Source organism: Longicatena sp. 210702-DFI.1.196, assembly GCF_020563125.1.
GTDB lineage: Bacteria > Bacillota_I > Bacilli_A > Erysipelotrichales > Erysipelotrichaceae > Longicatena > Longicatena caecimuris.
The window spans coordinates 1-22,988 of the sequence record NZ_JAJCPX010000009.1 but is presented as its reverse complement, the minus strand read 5'-3'; the positions used below and the strand labels follow the sequence as shown (position 1 = coordinate 22,988).

The following is a 22,988-nucleotide window of genomic DNA, read 5'->3' as shown; positions in this document are numbered from 1 at the left end:
AGAAAGCGGTTAAATCTTAAGGATGTCTGAAGTTTGCAGAATTTGCCTTTTTTAATCGGAATTTTATGTTATAATGATATTTGCTTGAAGAACGGAGGAATAACTATGTTTTCGAAAGAAGTAGGAATCGACTTAGGAACAGCGAACTTATTAATGTATGTAAAAGGCGAGGGTATCGTTATTGACGAACCTAGCGTCGTGGCAATAGATGCAGAAACAAAAAAATGTCTGGCTGCAGGCCAGGAAGCAAAGGATATGCTTGGAAGAACACCAGGCAGAGTATTGGCAATCCGTCCTTTAAAGGATGGCGTTATCGCGGACTTTGAAGTAACCGAAATTATGCTGAATTTCTTCTTTAAGAAATTGGCAATCAAGGGAATGTTCAAACGTCCTACGATTCTGATTTGTTGTCCAAGCAATATTACAAGTGTGGAAAGAAATGCCATTCGTGATGCCGCTTATCGCGCAGGGGCAAAAAAAGTATTTATTGAAGAAGAACCAAAAGTAGCAGCGGTTGGTGCCGGTTTGGATATCGGTAAGCCAAGTGGCTGTATGGTATTGGATATCGGTGGTGGTACTACCGATGTTGCGGTTATTTCTTTAGGGGAAATCGTATCCAGTACATCTTTGAAGATTGCCGGAGATACCTTTGATCGTGATATCATTAAATTTGTAAAAGAAGAAAAGAAACTGTTGATCGGTGATCGTACAGCCGAAGAAGTGAAGAAAAATATCGGTACTGCTTGGAAAGGCAGCTTACATGAAACAATGGAAGTCAGCGGACGTGACTTGGTTACCGGCTTACCAACAACGATTTCCTTATGCTCTGAGGAAATTCAGGGTAGTATGGCAGAAAGCCTGCAGGATGTTGTACGTGCTTGTAAAACGGTATTGGAACAGACACCTCCGGAATTGGCTAGCGATATTGTTACCAGAGGTATCGTATTAACCGGTGGTGGTGCATTGTTGCATGGTATTGATGAATTATTGCGTAATGAATTACATATTCCAGTATATGTTGCGGAAAATGCATTGCGCTGTGTTGCAGAAGGAACCGGAATCTTATTGGAGAATTTGCATCTGGTACGCTAAAACACATAAGATAAGCGAGGTGAATCTATGGATTACCTGAAATATCTATTGATTCCGTTGTTACTATCGGCTTTTCTGACACCTTTCTTAAAAGTTGTGGCAACGCGATTAGAAATTTATGCCTTAGAAAATGAACGAACGGTACATAGTGGCAAAATTGCCCGTATTGGCGGAGTTGCCATCTATGTATCTTTTGTTGTGTGTATGGCGGTGTTTATGAAAACCGATATGACCATCAATGGGATCTTGATTGGCGGAAGTATTATGTTTATCGGCGGATTGATTGATGATATGGTAAACTTATCGCCGAAATTGAAATTATTATTTGAAATAGCTGCTGCCATTGTACTGATGATGGTAGGAAAGGTGAGTTTAGATGTCATTCGTTTACCTTTAGGTATTACGATTGATATGGGAATCATCTCTTTCTTAGTAACTTTTGTCTGGATCATCGGGATTACCAATGCGGTCAATCTGATTGATGGATTGGATGGCTTAGCCGGTGGTATCAGTACGATTATTTTGATTGTGGTTGCATGTCTTTCTGCTATTGAAGGACGTATGGATATTCAAACGATGTCGTTGATCTTGGCGGGTGCAACGATGGGGTTCCTCATTTATAATTCACATCCGGCAAGCATCTTTATGGGAGATTGCGGTGCGTTATTCTTAGGCTTTATCATATCAGCGATTTCTTTATTAGGCTTTAAGAGTTCTACGATCATGACATTGGCCTTACCGATTTTATTATTGGCGGTACCGATTGTGGATACCTTAGGTGCAATCTTACGAAGAAAATTGTCCGGGCATAAATTCTCAGATGCGGATAAAAAACATGTGCATCATTTGTTGATGCAGCGTTTCGGGCAACGAAATACAGTGCTAATTTTGTATGTGGTTACAGCTTTGTTTGGTTTTACCGCATATATCTATTTGGTGAATAAAACGGCTGGCTTTGTTGTTCTCTTCATCATTGCCTTGATTGTTGAATTGTTCATTGAAGGCAGTGGCATGATATCGAAACAATTTCATCCTTTGTTATCGGTGATAAGAGGCGTTAAAAAACGATTCCTAATAATCTGCCATAAATTTAGTAAAAGAAGTAATTAAATATAAATGTGAGACGTCGATGTATATGGGCGTCTTTTTTCGTATGGTTATAGGAAGAGAAAAAGTTTATATAAAGAAAACTTTCCGATTTAATATCTTTCAAAATGCTTGGTAAATAAACACCTATGAAATATTGGAATTATAAAAAGCTTTCATTTTTATTCAGGAAAATACATAAATCTTTTCACTTTTACAAAAACACCGGTTCCTCTGTCGTATAGTTTTATGAGGTGATAGATGTGGAACTAAAGGAATTGCAAGAAATTTTAGATAAGGATGAGAAGAAAGGAAAGATTGTAGAGAAAGCATATTGGGAAGAGCTTTGGCAACATTACATAGAAGAAAAAAGTCAGGATTATCGCAGTTTGGAAGTGAAGGATGCGATACCTAAACTGATTAGTGATATGAATTTACGCGAACGACGTAATATCACGAATTGTAATGAATTGGGAGTGGATATTCGTGTTGGTGATATTTGTTATATTGATTTTGGCGAAGCTTATATTTATGAAATCGGATTTCAACATTTTGGTATCATCATGACTTTATTTCACAACAAAGCGTTTGTTGTGCCGATGAGTGGGAATCACAGTGCTTATGTACAGGCTTATGGGAAAGACAATCCAAAAGGTAAACGTCATTTGATGCGGCTTGGCAAGATTCGGGGCATGAATAAGGAATCGGTTTTATTTATCAATGATGCTAAGTGGATCAATACGGCACGTATTATAGATGTGAAATCACATTTAGATAAAAATAGTAATCTGTTTCGTGAAATAAAAGAACGTGTGAAACAATGCTTAGATTAAAAAGCATCCTTAGGGATGCTAGGTGTTAAAACATTTCATCGTTAGATGTTAGGACTAACTTTTGGGATCACATCAGGGATTCGCTGGTCTGTATTAAGATATGAATCCATTTTTTTGAATGGAAACGCCATAAAGTGATGAGCGCTTTGACAATTTCATCACTAAAGGATAATGCTACGACCAAAGGAAGTGGAAGTTTCCATACGGCTGCGCCTAGGAATGCCAGCGGTATCGCAATACACCAAATGCCGATGACATCACATGCCATACAAAAGCGGGTATCGCCACCTGCTCGAAGAATACCGCAGATATGCACATAGGACATCATCTTCGGGGTATTATAAAGCGCAAAGGCGATGATGGTCGCATCTAATAAACGACTCGTAGCTTCATCATAGTTATAAATATCTACGATCATAGCACGACTGGCATATAGCAGAATACTCATGGTCAGACAGAATCCCAGATTCATCAGAATAAAGATTTTTCCATAGGTATAGGCAAGATCACTACGTTGGCGTCCTAATTCATTTCCGATCATGACAGCACAGGCATTGCCTAAACCAAAGAATACGCATTGGAATAAATCATTAATAACACTCGCCACTTGTACAACTGCCACAGCACTGGTGCCCAATAATCCATAAGCCATGAAGCAGACCGTTGTACCTACGCTCCAAGCACTTTCACTTGCCGCTACCGGCAGAGCCGTTTTCACAACACGTTTTAATAATTCATGATCCAAATGTGTAATCGTAAATAAATCTGCGGCTAAAGGATGCTCCTTACTGGTGTATACGTAAGTTAGGATAAAGACCATTTCAATTAAGCGGGCAATGAGGGTAGCTATCGCCGCTCCCTGGGCACCTAATTGAGGCATATAGAAATTACCATATATTAAACCATAATTAAGAATGGTATTAATCGTTATGGCAATAATCGTTGCAATAGTTGGTATGCGCAGGTTATGAATGGCACGCGAGTTAAAACTCATTAAAAAAGAAAAGGCAGTCATAATATAGGTGAAGCAGGTAATCCGTAGATATTGTGCGCCTATTTGAATGGCGTGTGCATCTCTTACGAAGAGTCTTAAGATGCCAGGGGCAAATAAAAAAGCAGTGATACAGGTGAATACGGATAGGATAAAACCAATCCGCATTTGAATAGCGATGACCTTTCGGATGTTTTTCACATCATGAATCCCCCAATATTGCGACACAAAAATACTAGCACCGCTATAAATACCAAAACAGATAGTAGAAAAGATAAAATAAACTTTATTAGCAGCTCCCACAGCAGCTAATTCGGCAACACCGACACTCCCGATCATGAAGGTATCAATCATATTCAAACTTAACGATATGATCTGTTGAATGATGATGGGCAGACCGATGGTCAGCATCGTAGATAAAAAAACACGACGATTTATCATATAGATCCCCTTTCAAAACAAGATTATTTTATCAGAAAACAACAAGAAATGACAGATGGTTTCACATGTTCTGTATATCTTGTGGTGATTATGTAAAGATAAGACAAAAACTGACAGAATCCTTGAGAAAACACTTTTATAATCGTGTCATGAAAGAGGTGGTTTCGGTTGGAAAAGGCAGTCATTAAGAAAACAAGGGGGAAAGCGCTTTTGCGTCCCAGTGATATTGTTTGTGGTATTTTAGCGATTTACATAGGTATCAGCGACACGGTGGTATCTCCGCTCATCATTTTTTTATTTGTAGCATATTCTTATTTACGTAGTAATAAAGAGGTCTGTATCAGCGTGTTTTTCATACTGTTATTGGCATTACAGAAAGATATCCTCACGGCATATTTTTATGCATTAGGATTTTCGTTGTTTTTTGTTTTGTTGTACATAGTGAAAATCTTGAATCGTAATCTTTATCAATGGATTCCCTTTGTGATAGGTTTGGTATTGATTCCTTATGCGATACGGCAATTTAACATAACCCCGAAAGCTATGATTGAACCAATGATTGGCGGTATTCTGATGTATCAAACATGTTCACAATATGGCTGGACACAGAAACGCTATGCCCTTACTGAAAGCATGTATGGCGCAATGCTTATGAGTATCGCCCTGGTGTTAGCTGCCAGTATGCCATTATATTACACACCAATACTTCTCTTTGCGTATTTGTTAATCACTATTATCTGTACACGGGAAAGTGCTGCAGCACTTTTAGGAATTTTATTTTTATTACCCATTCATGAAGAGACGCTATTCTTAGTCTTAGGAATCTGCATGATCTTTAAAGAGAAAAAAGCTTTGTGTTGTTTTATCCTTATCCTAAGTTATTTTTTCCTTCCTTCGACAATGTTTACTTATGCTTATCTTGGTGTTGCAATCTTATCCGTGCTCATCCTGCGTGTGGAGTATATTCCCTTGTTATACTTGGAAACAAAGGAAACAATGCTTCCTTATAGGGGAAATGATAATCTATTGCGTAGACAGATGCAAAATTATGCCGGTATCTTTCAATCACTGGCAGAGTATTATGAGGGCATTCATCAGACGGGGGCTGAATTACTATTAAATATGGCGAATGCTTTGCAATATAATGCAGAAGAGATTCAGAAGATACCGTTAGAAGGGAAACGCTATGAACAATTACAAAAAGCCTTAGAGGGTTATCAATTCAGCGTAGAAACTTTACATATAGAGGAAAGCAGTGATGGCAGTTTGCAGTTACATCTGGAAGTTGGCAATTTACGGCGAGGGGAAATTCATATGACCTTGCAGCCATTATTGGAAACTTTGTTACATCGTAAGCTGCAAGTCTTAGAAGTTCAAAAGAAACGTTTTGTCCGAGGGTTTTCCATCCTATTTGCAGATGCCTTACCTTTTGATATAGAGGCATATGGCGATAGTATCCGTAATTCTTATACCGGAAATGGCGATAGTTACTCAATCTTCCGTTTTCGCCAAAGTATGATTTGTATGATCAGTGATGGTATGGGAAATGGTGAAAATGCAGCACGCAGTTCTCGTTTGATTACCAGTTTATTTCAGCGTATGATTATCAGTGGCATACCACAGGATAGTGCCATTCGCTGTATCAACAAATTGATTCAAAGTGACACCTATGCGACCTTGGATGTAATCTGCATCAATCGCTCCAGCGGGATGGCATATATTTCGAAATCAGCCGCATGTCCAACATTCTTATTACGTGATGAGCATCTGCATGAAATCAATGGCAATGCTTTGCCGGTAGGAATCATATCGGCTATAGAACCAGATTGCTTCGAAGTAGCCTTGCAAGAAGGTGATGAATTCTTAATGATCTCTGATGGCATTACCCGCAGTGAGGTAAGCGCATGGCTTTCACAGCGTAAAAAAGAAGATTTAAAAGAAGATGTTGCCGCCTTTAGCGATACTTTATCACGTCAACGAAGAAAAGATGATTCCACCTTAATCGCTATAAAAGTATGTAAGGCAAACGCACAGATAGGGGCATGATCATGATATACGCTTTGCATCGTGTAAGTAGGTAAGACTGTATGTACGCAGTCTTTTTTTAAACGACATTTTTCTGTATACCGATGTGAAGTTCATGTGAAATCAATGAAAAACCTTGATTTTCATAGGCTTTAGTATATAATACGCATATGAAAAGTTTAGCCAATCTTTCGCAACAACACGTATATGTCATTGGTGTCAGCGGCGGTCCGGATTCTATGGCATTATTAGATATGTGCAGATCTTATGGTCTGTCTTTTCTTGTGGCACATATGAATTATCAGAAACGCGAAAGTGCATTCCGTGATGAAGAGCTGGTGGTTAATTATTGCCAAAGGTATGAAATCCCATGTTATGTAAAAAGGCAGAAGAAACCATGCAAGGGAAACTTTCAGGCATTTGCCAGAGCAGAACGTTATCATTTCTATCACGAATTACTTGAAAAATATCATGGTGATGCCATCTTGTTGGCACATCATTTAGATGATCACTTAGAAACGTATCTGATGCAGATGGAAAGAGGTTCTAAGGGTGTGTATTATGGGATTCAAGAAGAAACGGTATTATATGATTGTAAGGTTCTGCGTCCACTATTATCCTATACCAAACAGGAATTATTAGCATATTGTATTGAACATCAAGTTCCGTATGGCTTTGATGAAAGTAACTTTACAGATGATTATACAAGGAATCGGATTCGCCATTCTTATATTGATCATATGAGCCGTAAGGAAAAGGAAGAGCTGGCGGCTGAAATAGCAGAGAAGAATAACAAAGCACAACAGGTATTAGAGAAGACAAAGGCTTTTTTAGCAGTTTGGCAGTATGATGCGGCAGCTTTATGCGAACTTGATGAAAATTTTCGTAAACAAGTTTTACGTACATGGATTTATCAAGAATGCAAAGAACATGTATCAGAAAAGCTGTTAGATCAATTGGCAGGTCTGCTTTTTAAGGCAAATAATTGGACAAGTGATATCGGAAAACGCTATTGTATGAGTAAGGAATATGGCATTGTGCATATTCATATGAAAGATATGCCATCCTATGCCTATGTACTGCATGAAGTAGCATGTTTGCATACACCTTATTTTCATACCAGCTTAACAGGAAAGAGCTGTGAGGCGCTAACCTTATATCCGCAGGATTTTCCAATTACGATTCGTAATGTACAAGAAGGCGATGCTATCGTATTGCGGTTGGGTAGAAAAAAGGTGCATCGTTGGTTTATTGACCGCAAAATTCCTTCTTGGGAAAGAAAATGTTGGCCGGTTGTTGTCAACGCACAGGGAAATGTGATTTTAGTACCGCAAATCGGTTGTGATATTGCACATTTCTCTAACAATCCAAGCATATTTGTGGTAAAATAGTTTATAGCTGTATTAGGAGGAATAACGATGCATGAAGTTGTAGAAAAGGTATTGGTTTCACAGGATGAAATCATTCATAAATGTGCAGAACTCGGCGCAAAGATTACGAGTGATTATAAAGCTTTGAATGAGGTTCCTTATGTCGTAGGCTTATTAAAAGGAAGCGTTCCCTTCATGGCGGAAATTATTAAGCATATTGATTTAGATATTCAAATAGATTTTATGGATGTATCCAGTTATCAGGGGACAAAGTCTGTAGGAGATATTCGTATAGATAAGGATTTGGATTGTTCCGTACAAGGATTATCCATTCTGTTAGTTGAAGATATCGTCGATACCGGCAGAACATTAAAGGAAGTAAAACGTACATTGATGAATAAGGGTGCCAAGGATGTGAAGGTTGTATCATTGCTTGACAAACCGGATCGTCGTGTTGTTGATATAGAGGCAGAATATGTAGGATTTGCCATTCCAAATGAATTTGTCATTGGATATGGTTTAGACTATGACCAGAAGTATCGCAATCTGCCATACATTGGAGTTTTAAAACGCGAAATCTATGAATAAGCAAAAAGGAGGCGTATCATATGAACAATAAAAAGGTAATAAGTCTGTTGCCTTATATTCTTGTTATTTCTATTATGGTCCTTCTGATTACATTTGGAAATGGTAGTAACACAAAAGAGTTCAATTATAATGAATTTGCGGCGCAAGCTGAAAATTTATCATTTAAAGAAGTCAATATGTCTATGGGTACTACCGTCATCGGAGTCAGAGGAACCTATCAGAATGGCGATAGCACGAAGAGTTTTACAGTCAGTGTGCCACGCACGGATGACAATGTAAAATGGCTGAGTGAATTATTTGAAAAGAATAAGAAGACAAAAGTGAATGTATTAGATGCAAATAAGGAAAGTGTATTAGAAGTTTTCCTTAAAAGCGTATTGCCTTTCTTGATTCTTGGTGGAGCAGCAATCTTCCTGTTCTCTCGTATGAATGCAGGAGGCAATAACAAGGCCTTTGAATTTAGTAAATCCAGGGCGAAGATAGAAAGCAGCATTAAAGTGCGTTTTAAGGATGTTGCCGGATGTGATGAAGAAAAAGAAGAAGTGAAGGAAATCATTGATTACCTGAAAGACCCAAAACGCTTTACCGATATGGGTGCTCGTATTCCTAAGGGGATGCTGATGGTTGGCCCTCCGGGTACTGGTAAGACTTTGTTGGCGAAAGCGGTGGCCGGAGAAGCAGATGTGCCTTTCTTCTCAATCAGTGGATCTGACTTTGTGGAAATGTTTGTCGGTACCGGTGCTAGCCGTGTGCGTGACATGTTTAAAAAAGCTCAGCAACACGCACCATGTATCGTCTTTATTGATGAAATTGATGCGGTTGGACGCCAGCGTGGAGCCGGTATGGGCGGTGGAAACGATGAACGTGAACAAACCTTAAACCAGCTGTTGGTAGAGATGGATGGTATGGGTGAAAATAAAGGTATTGTCATTATTGCTGCAACGAATCGCCCGGATGTCTTAGATCCTGCCTTATTACGAAGCGGACGTTTTGACCGCCAGATTACGGTTAATCTTCCGGATAAGAAAGGCCGTTATGAAATCTTAAAGGTACATGCCCGCAATAAGAAATTGGCAAAGGATATTTCTTTGGAGTCTTTGGCGAAACGTACTCCGGGATTCTCTGGTGCGGATTTGGAAAACGTGTTAAATGAAGGTGCCATTTTGGCCGTTCGTGATAAACGTAAGATGATTACGATGGAAGATTTAGATGAAGCTATCGACCGTGTAATGATGGGTCCGGCGAAGAAATCAAAGAAGTATACGGAGAAAGAGAAACGTCTGGTAGCTTATCATGAGGCAGGGCATGCGGTAATTGGTCTGAAACTTGAGGATGCCGATAAGGTAGAAAAAGTAACGATTATTCCACGTGGAGAAGCCGGTGGCTATAACCTCATGACACCGAAGGAAGAAAAATTGTTCCCGACAAAAGCTGATTTTATGAGCCAGATTACTGGATTAATGGGTGGTCGTGTGGCCGAAGAAGTCATGTTTAATGAAATTTCTGCCGGCGCTAGCAATGATATTCAAAAGGCGACAAAGATTGCGAAAGCAATGGTAAGAAGTTGGGGTATGTCTTCCCTTGGACCTATTCAATATGATGATGGTACAGGAAATGTTTTCTTAGGAAGAGATTATGGCAGCGGAAGTAATTATTCCGGAGAGATTGCTTATGAAATTGATAAGGAAATCCGGAAGATCATTAATGAGTGTTATGATCAGGCAAAGAAACTGATTGAGGACAATAAAGATCTGTTAACATTGATTGCGGAAAATCTGATTGAAGAAGAAACCATTACAAGTGAGCAGATTAATAATTTAATGACTTATGGTAAATTGACTTCTCCGGAACAGGAACAGCGGAAAGAACAAGCCCGTATAGAAGCAGAAAGAGAAGAAGAACGTTCTGCGCAAGCTCAGGCAGAAGCTGAAAATCCAACACAGGAAGTAGAAGATAATGAAACTTCTTTGAAGCGAGAAGAAGAAAAACAAAAAGCGCAGAAGAGTTTTGAAGAAGCGTTAAAAGAATTAACGAAACACGACAATGAAGAATAACAATGGGAAGCCAAATCATTGGCTTCCTTTCCTTATTCATAGGGGTGAAAACAAATAAGAGGATAGGATAAGGATTGCGAAAGGCTGTTCCTAATCGATCATTTATGCTAGTATCATGATAAATGGATAAGGTTTATTTTATAGTTACTATCAATAGCCATAGGTTGTAAAACTTAAATGATACTCTTTAAAACAGATATGAAATAAGCGTGTAAATCGTAGTGCTTTATTTAATGAAATAGGAGTTATGTGTTTCCTTGATAGAAAAGGAGGGAAATGGATGGCATTTAAGAAAAGATTAAGGGCTTATCGTATTGCACAAAAACTGAGTTATGAAGAACTTGCTTTATTATGTAATGTAACACCATGGACCATCAGAAGATGGGAACTTGGATTAGGTAAAGCAAATGAAGAGCAAATGGCAAAGTTGATTAAGCTTTTGCACATCCCAGAGGAAATAAGTGAGAATAGCATGCCAATTAAGCAGCGTATGGGTAAGGATAAAAGTACTTTTTTTAAAGGTTGTGAATATACTTCTTCCTGCAAAGTATTTGGGATTCCTTTGCTTGCTGTTCAACTTGGTTTGGGAAGGAACAGAAATGGAAAACGACGAATAGCGAAAGGCATCATTGCCATCGGTAATACAGCTGTGGGGGTGATATCGCTTGGCATGATGAGCTTTGGTATTTTATCTTTTGGCCTATTAAGCTTTGGCTTCCTTTTTTGTTTAGGTGTGTTGGCAATCGGAGTGTATGCTTTAGGAGCGCTAGCTATAGGCTATATCAGTGTTGGTACTTTAGCTATTGGCATGTATAGTATCGGGGTTATTTCCATTGGCTTTGAAGTAAGCTTTGGTATCGTTGCTTATGGGCATCTGACAATCGGAACGCACGCTTTTGGTGATACGATGCTTCTCTTGGCGAATAAACAAGATTGTTATTTAGATAGTACAGCGATGAAAACCGTGATGCTATTGTTGGCAGAAAACGATTATCCCTTTTTGATACGCTTCCTTTTAACACATATCCCTATCTGTATATGATCAAGGGGATGCGTATAAAAGTCATTGTTTCGCAAGTTAATTTATGTTAGAATAATGCGTAAATGCGAGGTGATGCTATGAAGAATATGACACAAGGGAATGTTATGAAATTGTTGTTGAGTTTTGCTGTTCCGGTCCTTTTGGGAAATATCTTTCAGCAATTTTATACTATGGCAGATACGATGATGGTAGGACAGATTTTAGGGGTACGTGCCTTAGCTGCTATGGGAGCTACTGCTTCCTTATCCGGTTTGGTCATTGGTCTGGTAAGTGGTGTATCTATGGGAGTATCAATATTGATAGCACAGTATTACGGGGCTAGGGATCAGGAAGGCATGAAAATGGCAACTTATGGATGTATTTTGTTATGTATGTCCAGTGTGGTAATTATCGTGCTTGCCGCGATGCTTTTAAAGACACCAATTCTTTCCTTACTTCAGACACCGAAAAGTATTCTTTCGATGGCAGATGGGTATTTAACTATCATATTTATGGGATTGTTTATTACTATGGCATATAATATGATGGCAAGTATGTTACGCTCAATTGGTGATAGTAAGACACCATTATATTTTCTCATCATTGCCTCTTTAACCAACATCGCCTTAGATTATCTTTTTATTGCTCAATTGCATTTAGGCATCAATGGAGCTGGCTATGCCACCGTACTGGCACAGTTGTTAAGTGTAGTATTATGCTTCCTGTATATGAGAAAGAAATATCCAATGTTTTTCTTGAAAAAAGAAGAATGTCATGTAGAAAGAGAAGTTTTTCTGAAACAAATGTCTATGGGGATTTCCATGGGGCTTATGAATTCCATTGTATCCATCGGTTCAGTAGTCTTACAGAGTGCAGTGAACAGTCTGGGAGAAATGACCATTGCGGCACATGTGGCAGCACGCAAAATTGTGGAGATGTTTATGCAGCCACTGATTTCCATTGCCATTGCTGTTACAACCTTTGTTTCACAAAACTTAGGTGCTAAACAGTATCATCGAATCCGAGAAGGTATGAAAAAAAGTGTATGGATAAGCTTTGGTTGGGTAGGTATCGTCATCTTATTATCCTTTACATGCATTGATTTCTTTATTGGCTTCCTTGTCAATAAGCAACAGACACAGGTTGTTTCACTAGCGGCTTATTATACCAGAATCAGCAGTGTATTTTATTTCATCCTTGCTATCTTATTTATTTATCGTAATGGTTTGCAGGGGCTTGGCAATGGGCGAAGTCCGATTGTATCCAGCTGTATTGAAATGGGCGTTAAGATTATTGCAACCTTTGCTTTGATACCTTTTAGCGGCTATACCGGTGTATGTTTTGCGGAGCCAATTGCCTGGTCATTGATGGGACCTTTTCTCTTTATATTCTTTTACCGGGACCTTAAGAAAAAAGAGCGTATGTTGATCTAAAGAGAAAACATATTGGATATGAAACTATATTTAAGATAAGGGAACTATAACAGACGGTAGCATTTGGAAGATCTTCATGAAAGAAAGTGTTATGTAATAAGCGAAGTGTTATCACTTCCTTTTCTTTTTGTTAATGATTATGGTATACTACAGGTGCAAATTCAAGGAGTGAAGGAAAATGAAAGACTATTTAATAAAAGCATTAGCATGTAATGAACATGTGCGAATTTATATATGTTCCTCTACCGCTTTAGTTGAGGAGGCTCGCAAGCGATTTGATTTATGGCCAACCAGTGCTGCGGCTTTAGGGCGTACACTAAGTGTTGGTTCCATGATGGGAAGTATGCTGAAGAGTGATAAAGAACAATTGACCATTCGTATAAATGGCGGCGGTCCTATTGGAACCATTTTAGTTGATGCATACAGTGATGGACATGTCCGCGGCTTTGTATCCGATCCACATATCATGTTGCAATATAACGATACAGGAAAACTTGCTGTAGGTACAGCGGTAGGAAAAGAAGGTTATTTAGAAGTTATCAAAGATTTGAATATGAAAGAAAACTGGAGTGGCACTGTCGCTTTACAAAGTGGAGAAATCGGTGATGACTTTGCATATTATTTTACGGCCAGTGAACAGACACCATCCGCAGTATCTGTAGGCGTACTTGTAAATCCAGATAATGCTATTCAGGCTGCCGGCGGCATGATCATTCAAATGATGCCAGATGCAGAGGAAGAAGATATTGTAAAAGTAGAAAACATCATAGCGCATATGGAACCTATTTCAAAATTGATCAATGAAGGGGAAAGTTTAGAGGATATTCTTACTTCATTGTTTGATGATGCAACAATCTTATCTAGTCAGGAAATAGCATTTCGCTGTCATTGTGATCGAGCGACTATGAAACGGGTATTAGTAACATTGTCAAAAGAAGAGCGTAAGAAACTGATTGAAGAAGATCATGGTTGTGAGATTACCTGCAATTTCTGTAATGAAAAATATTATTTCAATGAACAGGAGCTGCGTGATTTGGAAGGATTCATAGAACGTTATGCAAGATAAATCGTGGAAGATACGCGATATCACCATACCCAATCAAGTTGTTATTGCACCTATGGCTGGTATCAGTAATCCGGCTTTCCGTGTGATTTGCAAACAATTTGGCGCAGGATTGATTTATACGGAAATGGTAAGTGATAAGGCGTTATATTATGAAAATGAAAAAACATTGCATATGACAGCAGTTGAAAAAGAAGAACATCCTTTGACCATGCAAATCTTTGGACATGATATTGAAACGATGGTCTATGCTGCTAAGTTACTGGATGAAAAAAGTGATTGTGATATCATAGATATCAATATGGGATGTCCGGTGAATAAAATAATCAAATCCAATGCCGGCAGTGCCTTAATGAAGGATATTGATCATGCGGTTACAATGACGAAAGCAGTTGTCGATAGTGTAAAAAAACCGGTTACTGTTAAGATGCGTATAGGCTGGGATATGGATAGCATCAATTGTGTCGAACTGGCAAAAGGGTTAGCATCTGTCGGTGTGTCTGCTTTGGCCGTACATGGCAGAACACGGAAACAAATGTATGAAGGCAAAGCTGATTGGCAATATATCAAAGCTGTCAAACAAGCTGTTTCTATTCCGGTTATGGGAAATGGTGATATACGCAGCAGTGAAGATGCCAAGTGGATGTTGGATACGACTGGTTGTGATGCGATCATGGTAGGTCGCGGTGTATTAGGTGATCCATGGCTGATCAAAGAAATTGCGACATATTTGGCTACCGGTGAAAAGCTGCCACCGGTCAGTGTGAATGAAAAATTTACCATGGCAAGACTTCATGCAAAACGCCTCTGTGATTTAAAGGGTGAACATGTGGGTATGCGGGAAATGCGTGGACATGCCGCATGGTATGTTAAAGGTTTACCAAAAAGTCATCAGTTAAAAGACAGTTTGACAAAGATGGATACATATGCGCAGATGGAAGAAATTTTATGTGCATATGAAAAAGTATATCAAGAATATATAGATAGTTATGTGCCATCCCAACGATAGCTGTTTTAGGCGAAGTGTTTCCATATGTAGGGGGCACTTCGATAATAAGGAAAAGTTGTTTAATAATAAGAACTCTAAAATTTGGAATACACCAAAAAAGGAGTTCTTTTTATTTGATCTTTCATCTTTATATCATATAATTATCACATAATAATTAAGAAATTTTCCCTTGGAATTGCTTGTTGTTTTGTGACGTACCTGTTATAATGACATTATAATTTGAAGGAGGATGCGTATGCCAAGAACAATGTATAAAGAAGAAACGATCATTCAAAAAACACAGGAAGTCGTTCGCGGCTTTTATGATAGAGATATCATAAAAACAACGCATCTAATGAGTGATGACTTTATGTATATCGGGCCTAATGATTTTCAATGGTCCAAAGGATCTGATGAATTCAAACGAATAACGGAGAAAGAATTGCATGAACCAGCTGCCATAGTATCCGATGAAGAATATCATCTTTTGTTTCATGAACGCGGTGTTTGGGTTGTTTATGGTCGCTATAAGATCATGGCGGCATTAGAGGATGATAACAGTATCTATGCACATGTTCGTTGCACGTTTATCTGGAAACTGATAAAAGGGGAACTATCACTTGTACACATCCATAGCTCACATGCACAGGATATTCCTTTAAGTCAAGCGGGTTTAATAGAAGAACCATTTACGGAGGATACAGAATTCTTTGCTTATTTAAAACAATTGGCATTGATGAATACCAATCTAAAACGCCTTTCTTTCCGAGATAGAGAAAAACATTATCGTTATTTATTGCCTTCTGAGATTTTATATTTAAAAGCAGCGGGACAATGTACTATAGTGTATACAAAAAATGAAAGCTTTGAAGTTTGGGGATTGTTAGCTGATTTTGAAAAGAAATTACCGGAGGTGTTCCATCGTATTCATAAAAGCTATTTGGTAAATTGTATGCAAATTGACAGTATTCAAAGATATCGGGCGAAATTGAAATATTCTGCCACAGAATTACCAATATCGAAAGAACGGTATATGGAATTGAAACGTTATCTCCAAAGATAGATTATATACATCGTCTATTTAATATCATCCACATTACGTATTGCAAATGCTTTGGATTGGTATTGTTTAGGCGTTTTTCATCGAAAATCATTTGACAAACAAATGCATTCTCTATATAATCATAAACGTAATAGGCGATGAAGAGAGAGTAGGTTATTGAGTAACTGACAGAGAGTCCCGCTAAGCTGGAAAGGGATAGTGATACAATAGCTGAAATAAAGACTTGGAGCCTTCCAACAGGACGTTACATCTGCGTTAAAGATGGACTTAAAGAAAGTCACTAAGGTCAGTTAGGGAAACCGGCTGATAAATTAGGGTGGTACCACGATGTTAACTCTCGTCCCTATGCGGAAGAGAGTTTTTTTAATGGATAAGGAGCGTAAAAAATGGAAAAGTTAACGGAACAGGAAAAAATTCGTCGACAAAAAATGGAAGAACTCAAAGAAATGGGTATTGAGCCATTTGGACAAGCGTATGAAAGAACACACAAAAGTGGACAGATTCGTGCAGAATATGAAGGCTGTACAAAGGAAGAGCTAGAAGAAAAGAATGTGACGGTAAAAGTTGCCGGTCGTATCATGACAAAGCGCAGACAAGGAAAAGCCGGTTTTATGCACATTCAAGATATTGATGGACAAATTCAGATTTATGTACGTAAGGATGTTATTGGCGAAGAAGCTTACGAAGTATTCAAGAAATCAGATTTAGGTGATATTGTTGGTATTGAGGGTAAAGTCATGAAAACCAATCATGGCGAGCTTTCTGTTAAGGCGGAAGTGTATACTCATCTAACAAAAGCATTGCGTCCATTACCTGAAAAGTTCCACGGTCTTCAGGATAAGGAAGAACGATTCAGAAGACGTTATGTTGACTTGATTATGAATGAGGAAAGCAAGCGCATTGCCGTAACACGACCAAGAATCATCCGTGCGATTCAGCGTTACTTAGATGGTAAAGGGTTGATGGAAGTGGAAACACCGGTATTGCAGCCAATTTTAGGTGGAGCAGCCGCAAGACCATTCATTACACATCACAATACTTTAGATATGCCTTTCTATTTGCGTATCGCAACAGAATTACCATTAAAGCGATTGATTGTCGGTGGTTTAGAGGGTGTATATGAAATTGGCCGTTTATTCCGTAATGAAGGAATGGACGCAACACATAATCCAGAATTTACAACAGTGGAGGCTTATGTTGCTTACTCTGATTTGAATGGTATGATGGATTTGATTGAAGGTTTATTTGATTATGTCGCAAATGAGGTATTAGGCACAACCGAGATTACTTATAATGAAAAAGCTATTTCTTTAAAAGCACCTTTCAAACGTTTGCATATGGTAGATGCAATCAAAGAAGCTTGTGGTGTAGATTTCTGGAAAGAAATGAGCTTTGAGGAAGCTTGTGAGATTGCGAAGGAACATGATATTGAAGTAGAAAAGAAGCATAACAGTGTTGGTCACATCATCAACTTATTCTTTGAGAAATATGTTGAAGAAACATTGATTCAGCCTACTTACATCTATGGACATCCAACATCAATTTCTCCATTAGCAAAGAAGAATGCACAGGATCCACGTTTTGCGGATCGTTATGAATTGTTCATTGATGGACATGAATATGCGAATGCTTTCTCTGAGTTGAATGATCCAATTGATCAAAGAGAGCGTTTTGAAAATCAGTTAAAGCTGCGTGATCTTGGGGATGATGAAGCGAATGAAATGGATACGGATTATGTAGAGGCGTTGGAATATGGGTTGCCTCCTACAGGCGGTGTTGGTTTGGGTATTGACCGCTTTGTGATGTTGCTGACTGGGCAGACAACGATCCGTGAGGTGTTGTTGTTCCCACATATGAAGAATAAGTAAGAGTTCGTACAACTACCATACACATAGCATACAACGCTAAAAAGCCGATAACGAAAGGGTTTTTGGCATCATACAGGTAGCATATAAACGCATATAAAAAGCGAAGATTTTTTGCATAAAAACACGATTTTTCCGTGAAAAGTCGTAAAAAAGTCGTGAGAATGGCCAGTTATCATTATGTATAATTGGTCATTTTTATTTGAAATTAAGATTAATTTCTAGTGCTGTGGTATTAAAAATGTCATCGTGCTATAATAAGAAATATAGGTAAATTCGAATTTTTTAGGAATGAAAAGTATGAGTGAATACACATGTGAAAAAGTGTCTTTTAATATAAAACTAAAACACAAGCGTGTTGATATACTCTATTGAGAGATGTATTCGGAGTACGTAAATAACTAAAGAAAGGTTGATGAGAAAAATGGATAATAATTTAATGGATATTAATCAACTTATTAAAGCAGAAAAGACAGAAGATATTGTATCAGATTTAAAAAACATAATTGAATTATCTCAGAAACAGGCATACCAAGCGATCAATACTGCTTTAGTTTATAGAAATTGGTTGATAGGTTATAGAATAGCAGAAGAAGAACTAAAAGGTGAAGATCGTGCTGAATATGGGACAACACTTATTAGAAAATTATCAAAAGAACTTACAAATGAGTATGGTAAAGGATACACAAAAACAAATCTTTATAGTTTTTATTCTTTTTATAAAATGTATCCAAACATTTTCCACTCAGTGAGTGGAAAATCTGTTCCATTACTTAGTTGGACTCATTATCGTACTTTAATACAAGTAAAAGATGAAAAAGCACGTAACTGGTATGAAAAAGAAGCTGCTCAACAAGCTTGGAATGTTAGAACCTTACAACGTAATATTGCATCACAATACTATTACCGTTTACTTAAATCGCAAGTAAAGGATCCAGTAGTTGAAGAGATGAAACAATTAACAACAAAATATCAATATGACAAGTTAGAATTTATTAAGAATCCAGTGATTGCGGAATTTTTATCTTTACCAACTAATACTTCATTTACAGAAACAGAGCTAGAAACAAGTATTATTAGTAACTTGCAAAAATTCTTAATGGAACTAGGAAAAGGATATGCTTTTGTTGCACGGCAACAACATATCCATACGGAAAAACAAGATTATTTTATTGATTTGGTCTTCTATAATTATTATTTAAAATGTTTTGTGTTAGTCGATTTGAAAACAGAAAAAGTAACGCATCAAGATGTAGGGCAAATGGATATGTATGTAAGAATGTATGATGAATTAAAACGAACAGAAAGTGATAATCCAACCATTGGCATTATCTTATGTTTAGAAACAGATGAAGATATTGCACGTTATTCAATATTGAAAGGTAATGAACAATTATTTGCAAGCAAATACAAGTTGTATTTACCATCCGATGAAGAATTAAGAGCAGAAATTGAATCACAGAAAACAATATTTGAATTACAAAATAATGAAAAGTAATAAGTATCTTGCGAGGTTATATTTATGTAGAGATCAATAAATAATACTATTATTCCAGTAACGATTTTCACGTGTAAATAAAGTTATAATTTTACGCACTAATGACTAACTTCTGTTATTTCCTTGTTGCATTACTCATAATTACATACAACTGCATACAGATAAAATATACATGATAGATAGAAGCATATAAAAGACGTAGATTTTCCGTGAAAAGTCGTAAAAAGTCGTGAAAAAGTCGTGAGAATGACCAGTTATCGTAATGATAGTTGGTCATTTTTTTGAAAATGAGTTTGATTTCTTGTGATGTGGTGTAAAAAATGATAATATGCTAAAATAAGATATAGCTATCATCTACACTTATATAGTACGAAATAAGAATTTGTGAGGACAAGGTTATGAACTTAAACAAAGAATTATACAGTATAATTTTTAAAAGGAAATCGTTTCATTTATTTAGAAATATTGGAAATGATTCTATATCTGCAAATGACATTGAGAATATCAAAGAAATATATAAGACACTTATCCCGCTATGTCCCGATATAAAAACAGCAATTAAAATTGTTCCTGCGAATGAAACTACTTGTAAACGTGGTCAACAGTTCTGCATTTTGCTATACAGTGAAAAGAGAGATAATTATTTGCAGAATATTGGGTATTTAGGCGAGCAATTAGATTTATACCTTGTTTCACAAAACATTGGAACACTATGGTTTGGAATTGGAAAGACGAATGAACCGTCATATGATGGTCTTGATTTTATCATAATGATTGCAATATCAAAAGTAGATGATGAAAGAAAATTCCGCAAAGATATGTTCAAGAGCAAACGAAAGTCTATGGATGAAATTTGGTTGGGAGAACCACTTGGGGGAATATCTGATATTGTTAGATTTGCCCCCAGTGCTTGCAATACACAGCCCTGGTTAGTAGAACATACTGATACCCTTTTAAATGTTTATAGGTATAAAAAGCAAGGTAAGCGAGGAATAATGCCTGCTGATAAAGTGTCTTTCTATAATCAAATTGATATTGGAATTTTCTTATACTTTCTTGATTTATGCTTGCAACATAAAGATATAAAGTATGAAGTACAATTATACACAGACAATGGGGCAGATGAAGAAAAAACATTAAACGCGGTTTATAAAATACTTTCATAATTCCCGTTATAAGATGTCATAATAAAGGCAATGAAAGACATATTTGATTTTGAGGAGTTTATGATGACAGAATTATTTGATGTATTTCCATATATAGAAAACGATAAAGTAATTATAAGAAAAATGGACATGAACGATGTTGCAGCATTGCCAGAGATTAGCAATAACGACAATGTTTATAAGTACATATCACCGTTTTTATATAAGGAAAGTAATAAAATGTTAGAGACTGCGATTAAAAATTTAGGTGGAAGAGATTTTGAGAAGAAAAAGCTAATAATTTCTAATGATGGAATATTTAGCAAGCAAAATTGGAATTACAACACTTAACGCATTTGTATAGAAAAATGTAGATAATTTGAATATCCGATAATTTCCAGTTTGTAAAGCGAATCTGAAGTATGACGCGATGTCATGCTTTTTTTGGATTGTCTAGTGTAACTCAAATAAAAAGATATTTCAAGAATAGACTTTTTAAAGGTAATAAGTCTATAATGTAAGAAAGTATGAAAGAAGATACAACAATACCAATAACAAGGCAAATAGGTAAATTAGAAGTTGATGAGGAGGTTTTGTATGGGGTTGTTTGATAGGTTTAAAAAGAAAAATTCAGAAAAAGATGTAGTTAAGAAAAAGCAATCAGCAGAAAAAACAAATAAAATTAAAAGTGGTACAAAAAGAAAAACTTTAGTTAAAGATTTTGATGAAATTTTTGAAAGAGGAAACGAAGAAGAAATAAAAGCAATATTTGAAAAATGCGATATCAATGCATATGGTGGGTACGATAAAACGAATGCCCTTTCTTTTAAACTTTCTGAAAATATAATGAAATGGCTTGTTGAACAAGGGGCAGATATTGATTATAAAGACACTTATCATAATACACCGCTCCACCACCAAGTGATAAATCCAAACGGAAATCCTGAATTTTTAATTCGATTAGGTGCCAATATAGAAGCTGTCAATTCAAGAAATGAAACACCATTATTTTATGCTACACAATACTTTCGTCTCAATCATCTAAAAACCTTAGTTGAAGCAGGAGCGAATATAAATGCTAAAAATGATATGAATCAAACACCATTACTAAAAGCAATGGCTGTTGCAAAAAATGCGAATATCCCTGATTTGGTTATAATGATAAAGTATTTAATAGATAAAGGTGCGAAGTTAAGCGGCGAAGAGCAAAAACAAGTAGAAAGAATCGGAACTGATTTTGAATGGTTTAGAGATCGTATAAATAAAGATTATATCGATGAAATAGAAAGCAGTTTAAAAGAATTATATAAAATTTTTAATGTGATGCCAATTCCCAAAAGAGTCGTATATGATGGAAAATCAAAAATTAAGGTCAAAGCTAAAAAGTGGGAAGATCAGCATGAAGAACTATGGCAACTACTTGTTCCATCATGTGGACATGCTTCAACGTTACAAGGAGAAGTGATTAGAATTTCAGGTAAATTATCACAGGAAATACTTGATAATGGTAAGATGAATTGGGATAAAGAGTATCTACAAATGGTCCAAGCATTATTGGGGTATTTAAGTCAAGGTAATCAATTGACAGAAAGTGAAAATAATGAATTTATAAATATCATCAACAAAATCAAACAAAATCATGCTTGGAATGATGAATTAAGTAGATTAAGCGAATTATGTGTAAAATGGGTGTTATTGAATACAGAACCTATACAATTAGGTAAAGCAGAGTATAAACGCTAAAAATCCAGTTTGTGTTAAGTATTCAACTTTGAATAACGTTTGTTTGTCTTGTATTAAATTAGATGACATAATAAAAAAGCCATGTGTAATATATGAATTAAAGAGTATAAAATGCCTTATCAAGTCGTGAAAATGATAAATCCGAACGCAAAAGAGGATATGGAGTTTTTACAGGAAGTATTAAAAAAGTACGATTTAGATAATGCGGATGAGTAGTCTTTTTCCTCTTTGCAGAAGATACAGTAAACAAAAAGCCCGATCAAGAGTGCAAAGCACCACTTCTGAAGAAGTGGTAGGCACTCGACAGGACTTTTTCTTTTCTATCTTTGATACTCAAGAGGACTATAGGAATATTTTTGAAAATTTATAATTTTGTAATAAGCAATATTTAGTATTAATCCAGTCTTTTGACACTAGATAATGCATGTAAAAAAATTTTGACACAGATATTTTGTGTATTCCAAACATTTTTGATAGACAGCAAAGCATAGAAGTGGGATAGTAACTGCGAAAGGAATGGTGTTATGAAAATAGGTGTAAAGTTAAAAGAAGCAAGGTTGCAAGCAGGTTTGACACAAGAAAATGTTGCTGAGGAAATTCAAGTTACACGTCAAACAATTTCAAATTGGGAAACTGAAGTTTCCCAAACAAAAGGATATTAAGAAATAACCTGTGTTTACCTGCTTGCA

At 36.7% G+C, this 22,988-nt stretch carries 18 protein-coding genes and 1 pseudogene; 18 read left to right on the top strand and 1 reads right to left on the bottom strand.

What is annotated here, in order from left to right; all coding sequences use genetic code 11:
* Positions 1-105 precede the first annotated feature (105 nt).
* From LI241_RS05840 to LI241_RS05830, 3 genes are all read left to right on the top strand, one after another.
* Positions 106-1,092, top strand: coding sequence for a rod shape-determining protein (locus LI241_RS05840; protein ID WP_008690978.1), 987 nt, complete (start codon positions 106-108; stop codon positions 1,090-1,092).
* A gap of 27 nt (positions 1,093-1,119) precedes the next feature.
* Positions 1,120-2,202: an MraY family glycosyltransferase gene (locus tag LI241_RS05835; RefSeq protein ID WP_008690981.1), complete on the top strand. Its 1,083-nt coding sequence runs from the start codon at positions 1,120-1,122 to the stop codon at positions 2,200-2,202.
* Positions 2,203-2,441: 239 nt separating this feature from the next.
* Positions 2,442-3,011, top strand: coding sequence for a hypothetical protein (locus LI241_RS05830; protein ID WP_008690983.1), 570 nt, complete (start codon positions 2,442-2,444; stop codon positions 3,009-3,011).
* Positions 3,012-3,078: 67 nt separating this feature from the next.
* Here the strand turns inward: LI241_RS05830 and LI241_RS05825 are convergent, their stop codons facing one another.
* Complete coding sequence (locus tag LI241_RS05825; RefSeq protein WP_008690984.1) at positions 3,079-4,443, bottom strand: MATE family efflux transporter; 1,365 nt, start codon at positions 4,441-4,443, stop codon at positions 3,079-3,081.
* A 168-nt stretch (positions 4,444-4,611) separates the two neighbouring features.
* Here LI241_RS05825 and LI241_RS05820 point away from each other — a divergent pair, with 168 nt between their 5' ends.
* From LI241_RS05820 to LI241_RS05745, 15 genes and pseudogenes are all read left to right on the top strand, one after another.
* A complete protein-coding gene (locus LI241_RS05820; RefSeq protein ID WP_117547767.1) occupies positions 4,612-6,489 on the top strand; it encodes a SpoIIE family protein phosphatase in 1,878 nt (625 codons plus the stop codon).
* A gap of 149 nt (positions 6,490-6,638) precedes the next feature.
* Positions 6,639-7,859: a tRNA lysidine(34) synthetase TilS gene (tilS, locus tag LI241_RS05815; protein ID WP_117547766.1), complete on the top strand. Its 1,221-nt coding sequence runs from the start codon at positions 6,639-6,641 to the stop codon at positions 7,857-7,859.
* Positions 7,860-7,886: 27 nt separating this feature from the next.
* Positions 7,887-8,426 (top strand): hypoxanthine phosphoribosyltransferase, encoded by a 540-nt coding sequence (hpt, locus tag LI241_RS05810; protein WP_008690987.1) that lies wholly within the window; start codon positions 7,887-7,889, stop codon positions 8,424-8,426.
* Between the two features lie 20 nt (positions 8,427-8,446).
* Entirely contained in the window at positions 8,447-10,480 is a 2,034-nt protein-coding gene (gene ftsH, locus LI241_RS05805) for an ATP-dependent zinc metalloprotease FtsH (RefSeq protein ID WP_008690988.1), read from the top strand.
* A gap of 280 nt (positions 10,481-10,760) precedes the next feature.
* A complete protein-coding gene (locus LI241_RS05800; protein ID WP_008690996.1) occupies positions 10,761-11,522 on the top strand; it encodes a helix-turn-helix transcriptional regulator in 762 nt (253 codons plus the stop codon).
* A 77-nt stretch (positions 11,523-11,599) separates the two neighbouring features.
* On the top strand, positions 11,600-12,934 hold the full coding sequence (locus LI241_RS05795) for an MATE family efflux transporter (RefSeq protein ID WP_008690997.1): 1,335 nt from the start codon (positions 11,600-11,602) through the stop codon (positions 12,932-12,934).
* Positions 12,935-13,112: 178 nt separating this feature from the next.
* Positions 13,113-14,000, top strand: a complete 888-nt coding sequence (gene hslO, locus LI241_RS05790; protein WP_008690998.1) for an Hsp33 family molecular chaperone HslO — start codon at positions 13,113-13,115, stop codon at positions 13,998-14,000.
* A complete protein-coding gene (gene dusB / locus LI241_RS05785; protein ID WP_008690999.1) occupies positions 13,990-15,006 on the top strand; it encodes a tRNA dihydrouridine synthase DusB in 1,017 nt (338 codons plus the stop codon). Before hslO ends, dusB begins: the two co-directional genes overlap by 11 nt.
* Before the next feature lie 235 nt (positions 15,007-15,241).
* Positions 15,242-16,048 carry a LytTR family transcriptional regulator gene (locus LI241_RS05780; protein ID WP_008691000.1) on the top strand — a complete coding sequence of 269 codons (807 nt, stop codon included), beginning with the start codon at positions 15,242-15,244 and terminating at the stop codon, positions 16,046-16,048.
* 386 nt (positions 16,049-16,434) lie between these two features.
* The gene (gene lysS / locus LI241_RS05775; protein ID WP_008691001.1) at positions 16,435-17,916 is read left to right on the top strand and encodes a lysine--tRNA ligase; all 1,482 of its coding nucleotides are present in this window, start codon (positions 16,435-16,437) and stop codon (positions 17,914-17,916) included.
* 421 nt (positions 17,917-18,337) lie between these two features.
* On the top strand, positions 18,338-19,411 hold the full coding sequence (locus LI241_RS05770; RefSeq protein ID WP_017144524.1) for a YhcG family protein: 1,074 nt from the start codon (positions 18,338-18,340) through the stop codon (positions 19,409-19,411).
* Positions 19,412-19,809: 398 nt separating this feature from the next.
* Complete coding sequence (locus LI241_RS05765) at positions 19,810-20,577, top strand: nitroreductase family protein (protein WP_008691013.1); 768 nt, start codon at positions 19,810-19,812, stop codon at positions 20,575-20,577.
* A gap of 60 nt (positions 20,578-20,637) precedes the next feature.
* Complete coding sequence (locus tag LI241_RS05760) at positions 20,638-20,907, top strand: hypothetical protein (protein ID WP_226906223.1); 270 nt, start codon at positions 20,638-20,640, stop codon at positions 20,905-20,907.
* A 246-nt stretch (positions 20,908-21,153) separates the two neighbouring features.
* Positions 21,154-22,299 carry an ankyrin repeat domain-containing protein gene (locus LI241_RS05755; RefSeq protein ID WP_008691015.1) on the top strand — a complete coding sequence of 382 codons (1,146 nt, stop codon included), beginning with the start codon at positions 21,154-21,156 and terminating at the stop codon, positions 22,297-22,299.
* Positions 22,300-22,823: 524 nt separating this feature from the next.
* Positions 22,824-22,943, top strand: a pseudogene (locus LI241_RS05745) (helix-turn-helix transcriptional regulator); the annotation flags it as partial.
* Positions 22,944-22,988: the final 45 nt, after the last annotated feature.

Coding starts and splice junctions, on each gene's coding strand:
- LI241_RS05840 (WP_008690978.1), top strand. CDS start 106: ATGTTTTCGAAAGAAGTAGGAATCGACTTAGGAACAGCGAACTTATTA.
- LI241_RS05835 (WP_008690981.1), top strand. CDS start 1,120: ATGGATTACCTGAAATATCTATTGATTCCGTTGTTACTATCGGCTTTT.
- LI241_RS05825 (WP_008690984.1), bottom strand. CDS start 4,443: ATGATAAATCGTCGTGTTTTTTTATCTACGATGCTGACCATCGGTCTG.
- tilS (WP_117547766.1), top strand. CDS start 6,639: ATGAAAAGTTTAGCCAATCTTTCGCAACAACACGTATATGTCATTGGT.
- hpt (WP_008690987.1), top strand. CDS start 7,887: ATGCATGAAGTTGTAGAAAAGGTATTGGTTTCACAGGATGAAATCATT.
- ftsH (WP_008690988.1), top strand. CDS start 8,447: ATGAACAATAAAAAGGTAATAAGTCTGTTGCCTTATATTCTTGTTATT.
- LI241_RS05800 (WP_008690996.1), top strand. CDS start 10,761: ATGGCATTTAAGAAAAGATTAAGGGCTTATCGTATTGCACAAAAACTG.
- LI241_RS05795 (WP_008690997.1), top strand. CDS start 11,600: ATGAAGAATATGACACAAGGGAATGTTATGAAATTGTTGTTGAGTTTT.
- hslO (WP_008690998.1), top strand. CDS start 13,113: ATGAAAGACTATTTAATAAAAGCATTAGCATGTAATGAACATGTGCGA.
- dusB (WP_008690999.1), top strand. CDS start 13,990: ATGCAAGATAAATCGTGGAAGATACGCGATATCACCATACCCAATCAA.
- LI241_RS05780 (WP_008691000.1), top strand. CDS start 15,242: ATGCCAAGAACAATGTATAAAGAAGAAACGATCATTCAAAAAACACAG.
- lysS (WP_008691001.1), top strand. CDS start 16,435: ATGGAAAAGTTAACGGAACAGGAAAAAATTCGTCGACAAAAAATGGAA.
- LI241_RS05770 (WP_017144524.1), top strand. CDS start 18,338: ATGGATAATAATTTAATGGATATTAATCAACTTATTAAAGCAGAAAAG.
- LI241_RS05765 (WP_008691013.1), top strand. CDS start 19,810: ATGAACTTAAACAAAGAATTATACAGTATAATTTTTAAAAGGAAATCG.
- LI241_RS05760 (WP_226906223.1), top strand. CDS start 20,638: ATGATGACAGAATTATTTGATGTATTTCCATATATAGAAAACGATAAA.
- LI241_RS05755 (WP_008691015.1), top strand. CDS start 21,154: ATGGGGTTGTTTGATAGGTTTAAAAAGAAAAATTCAGAAAAAGATGTA.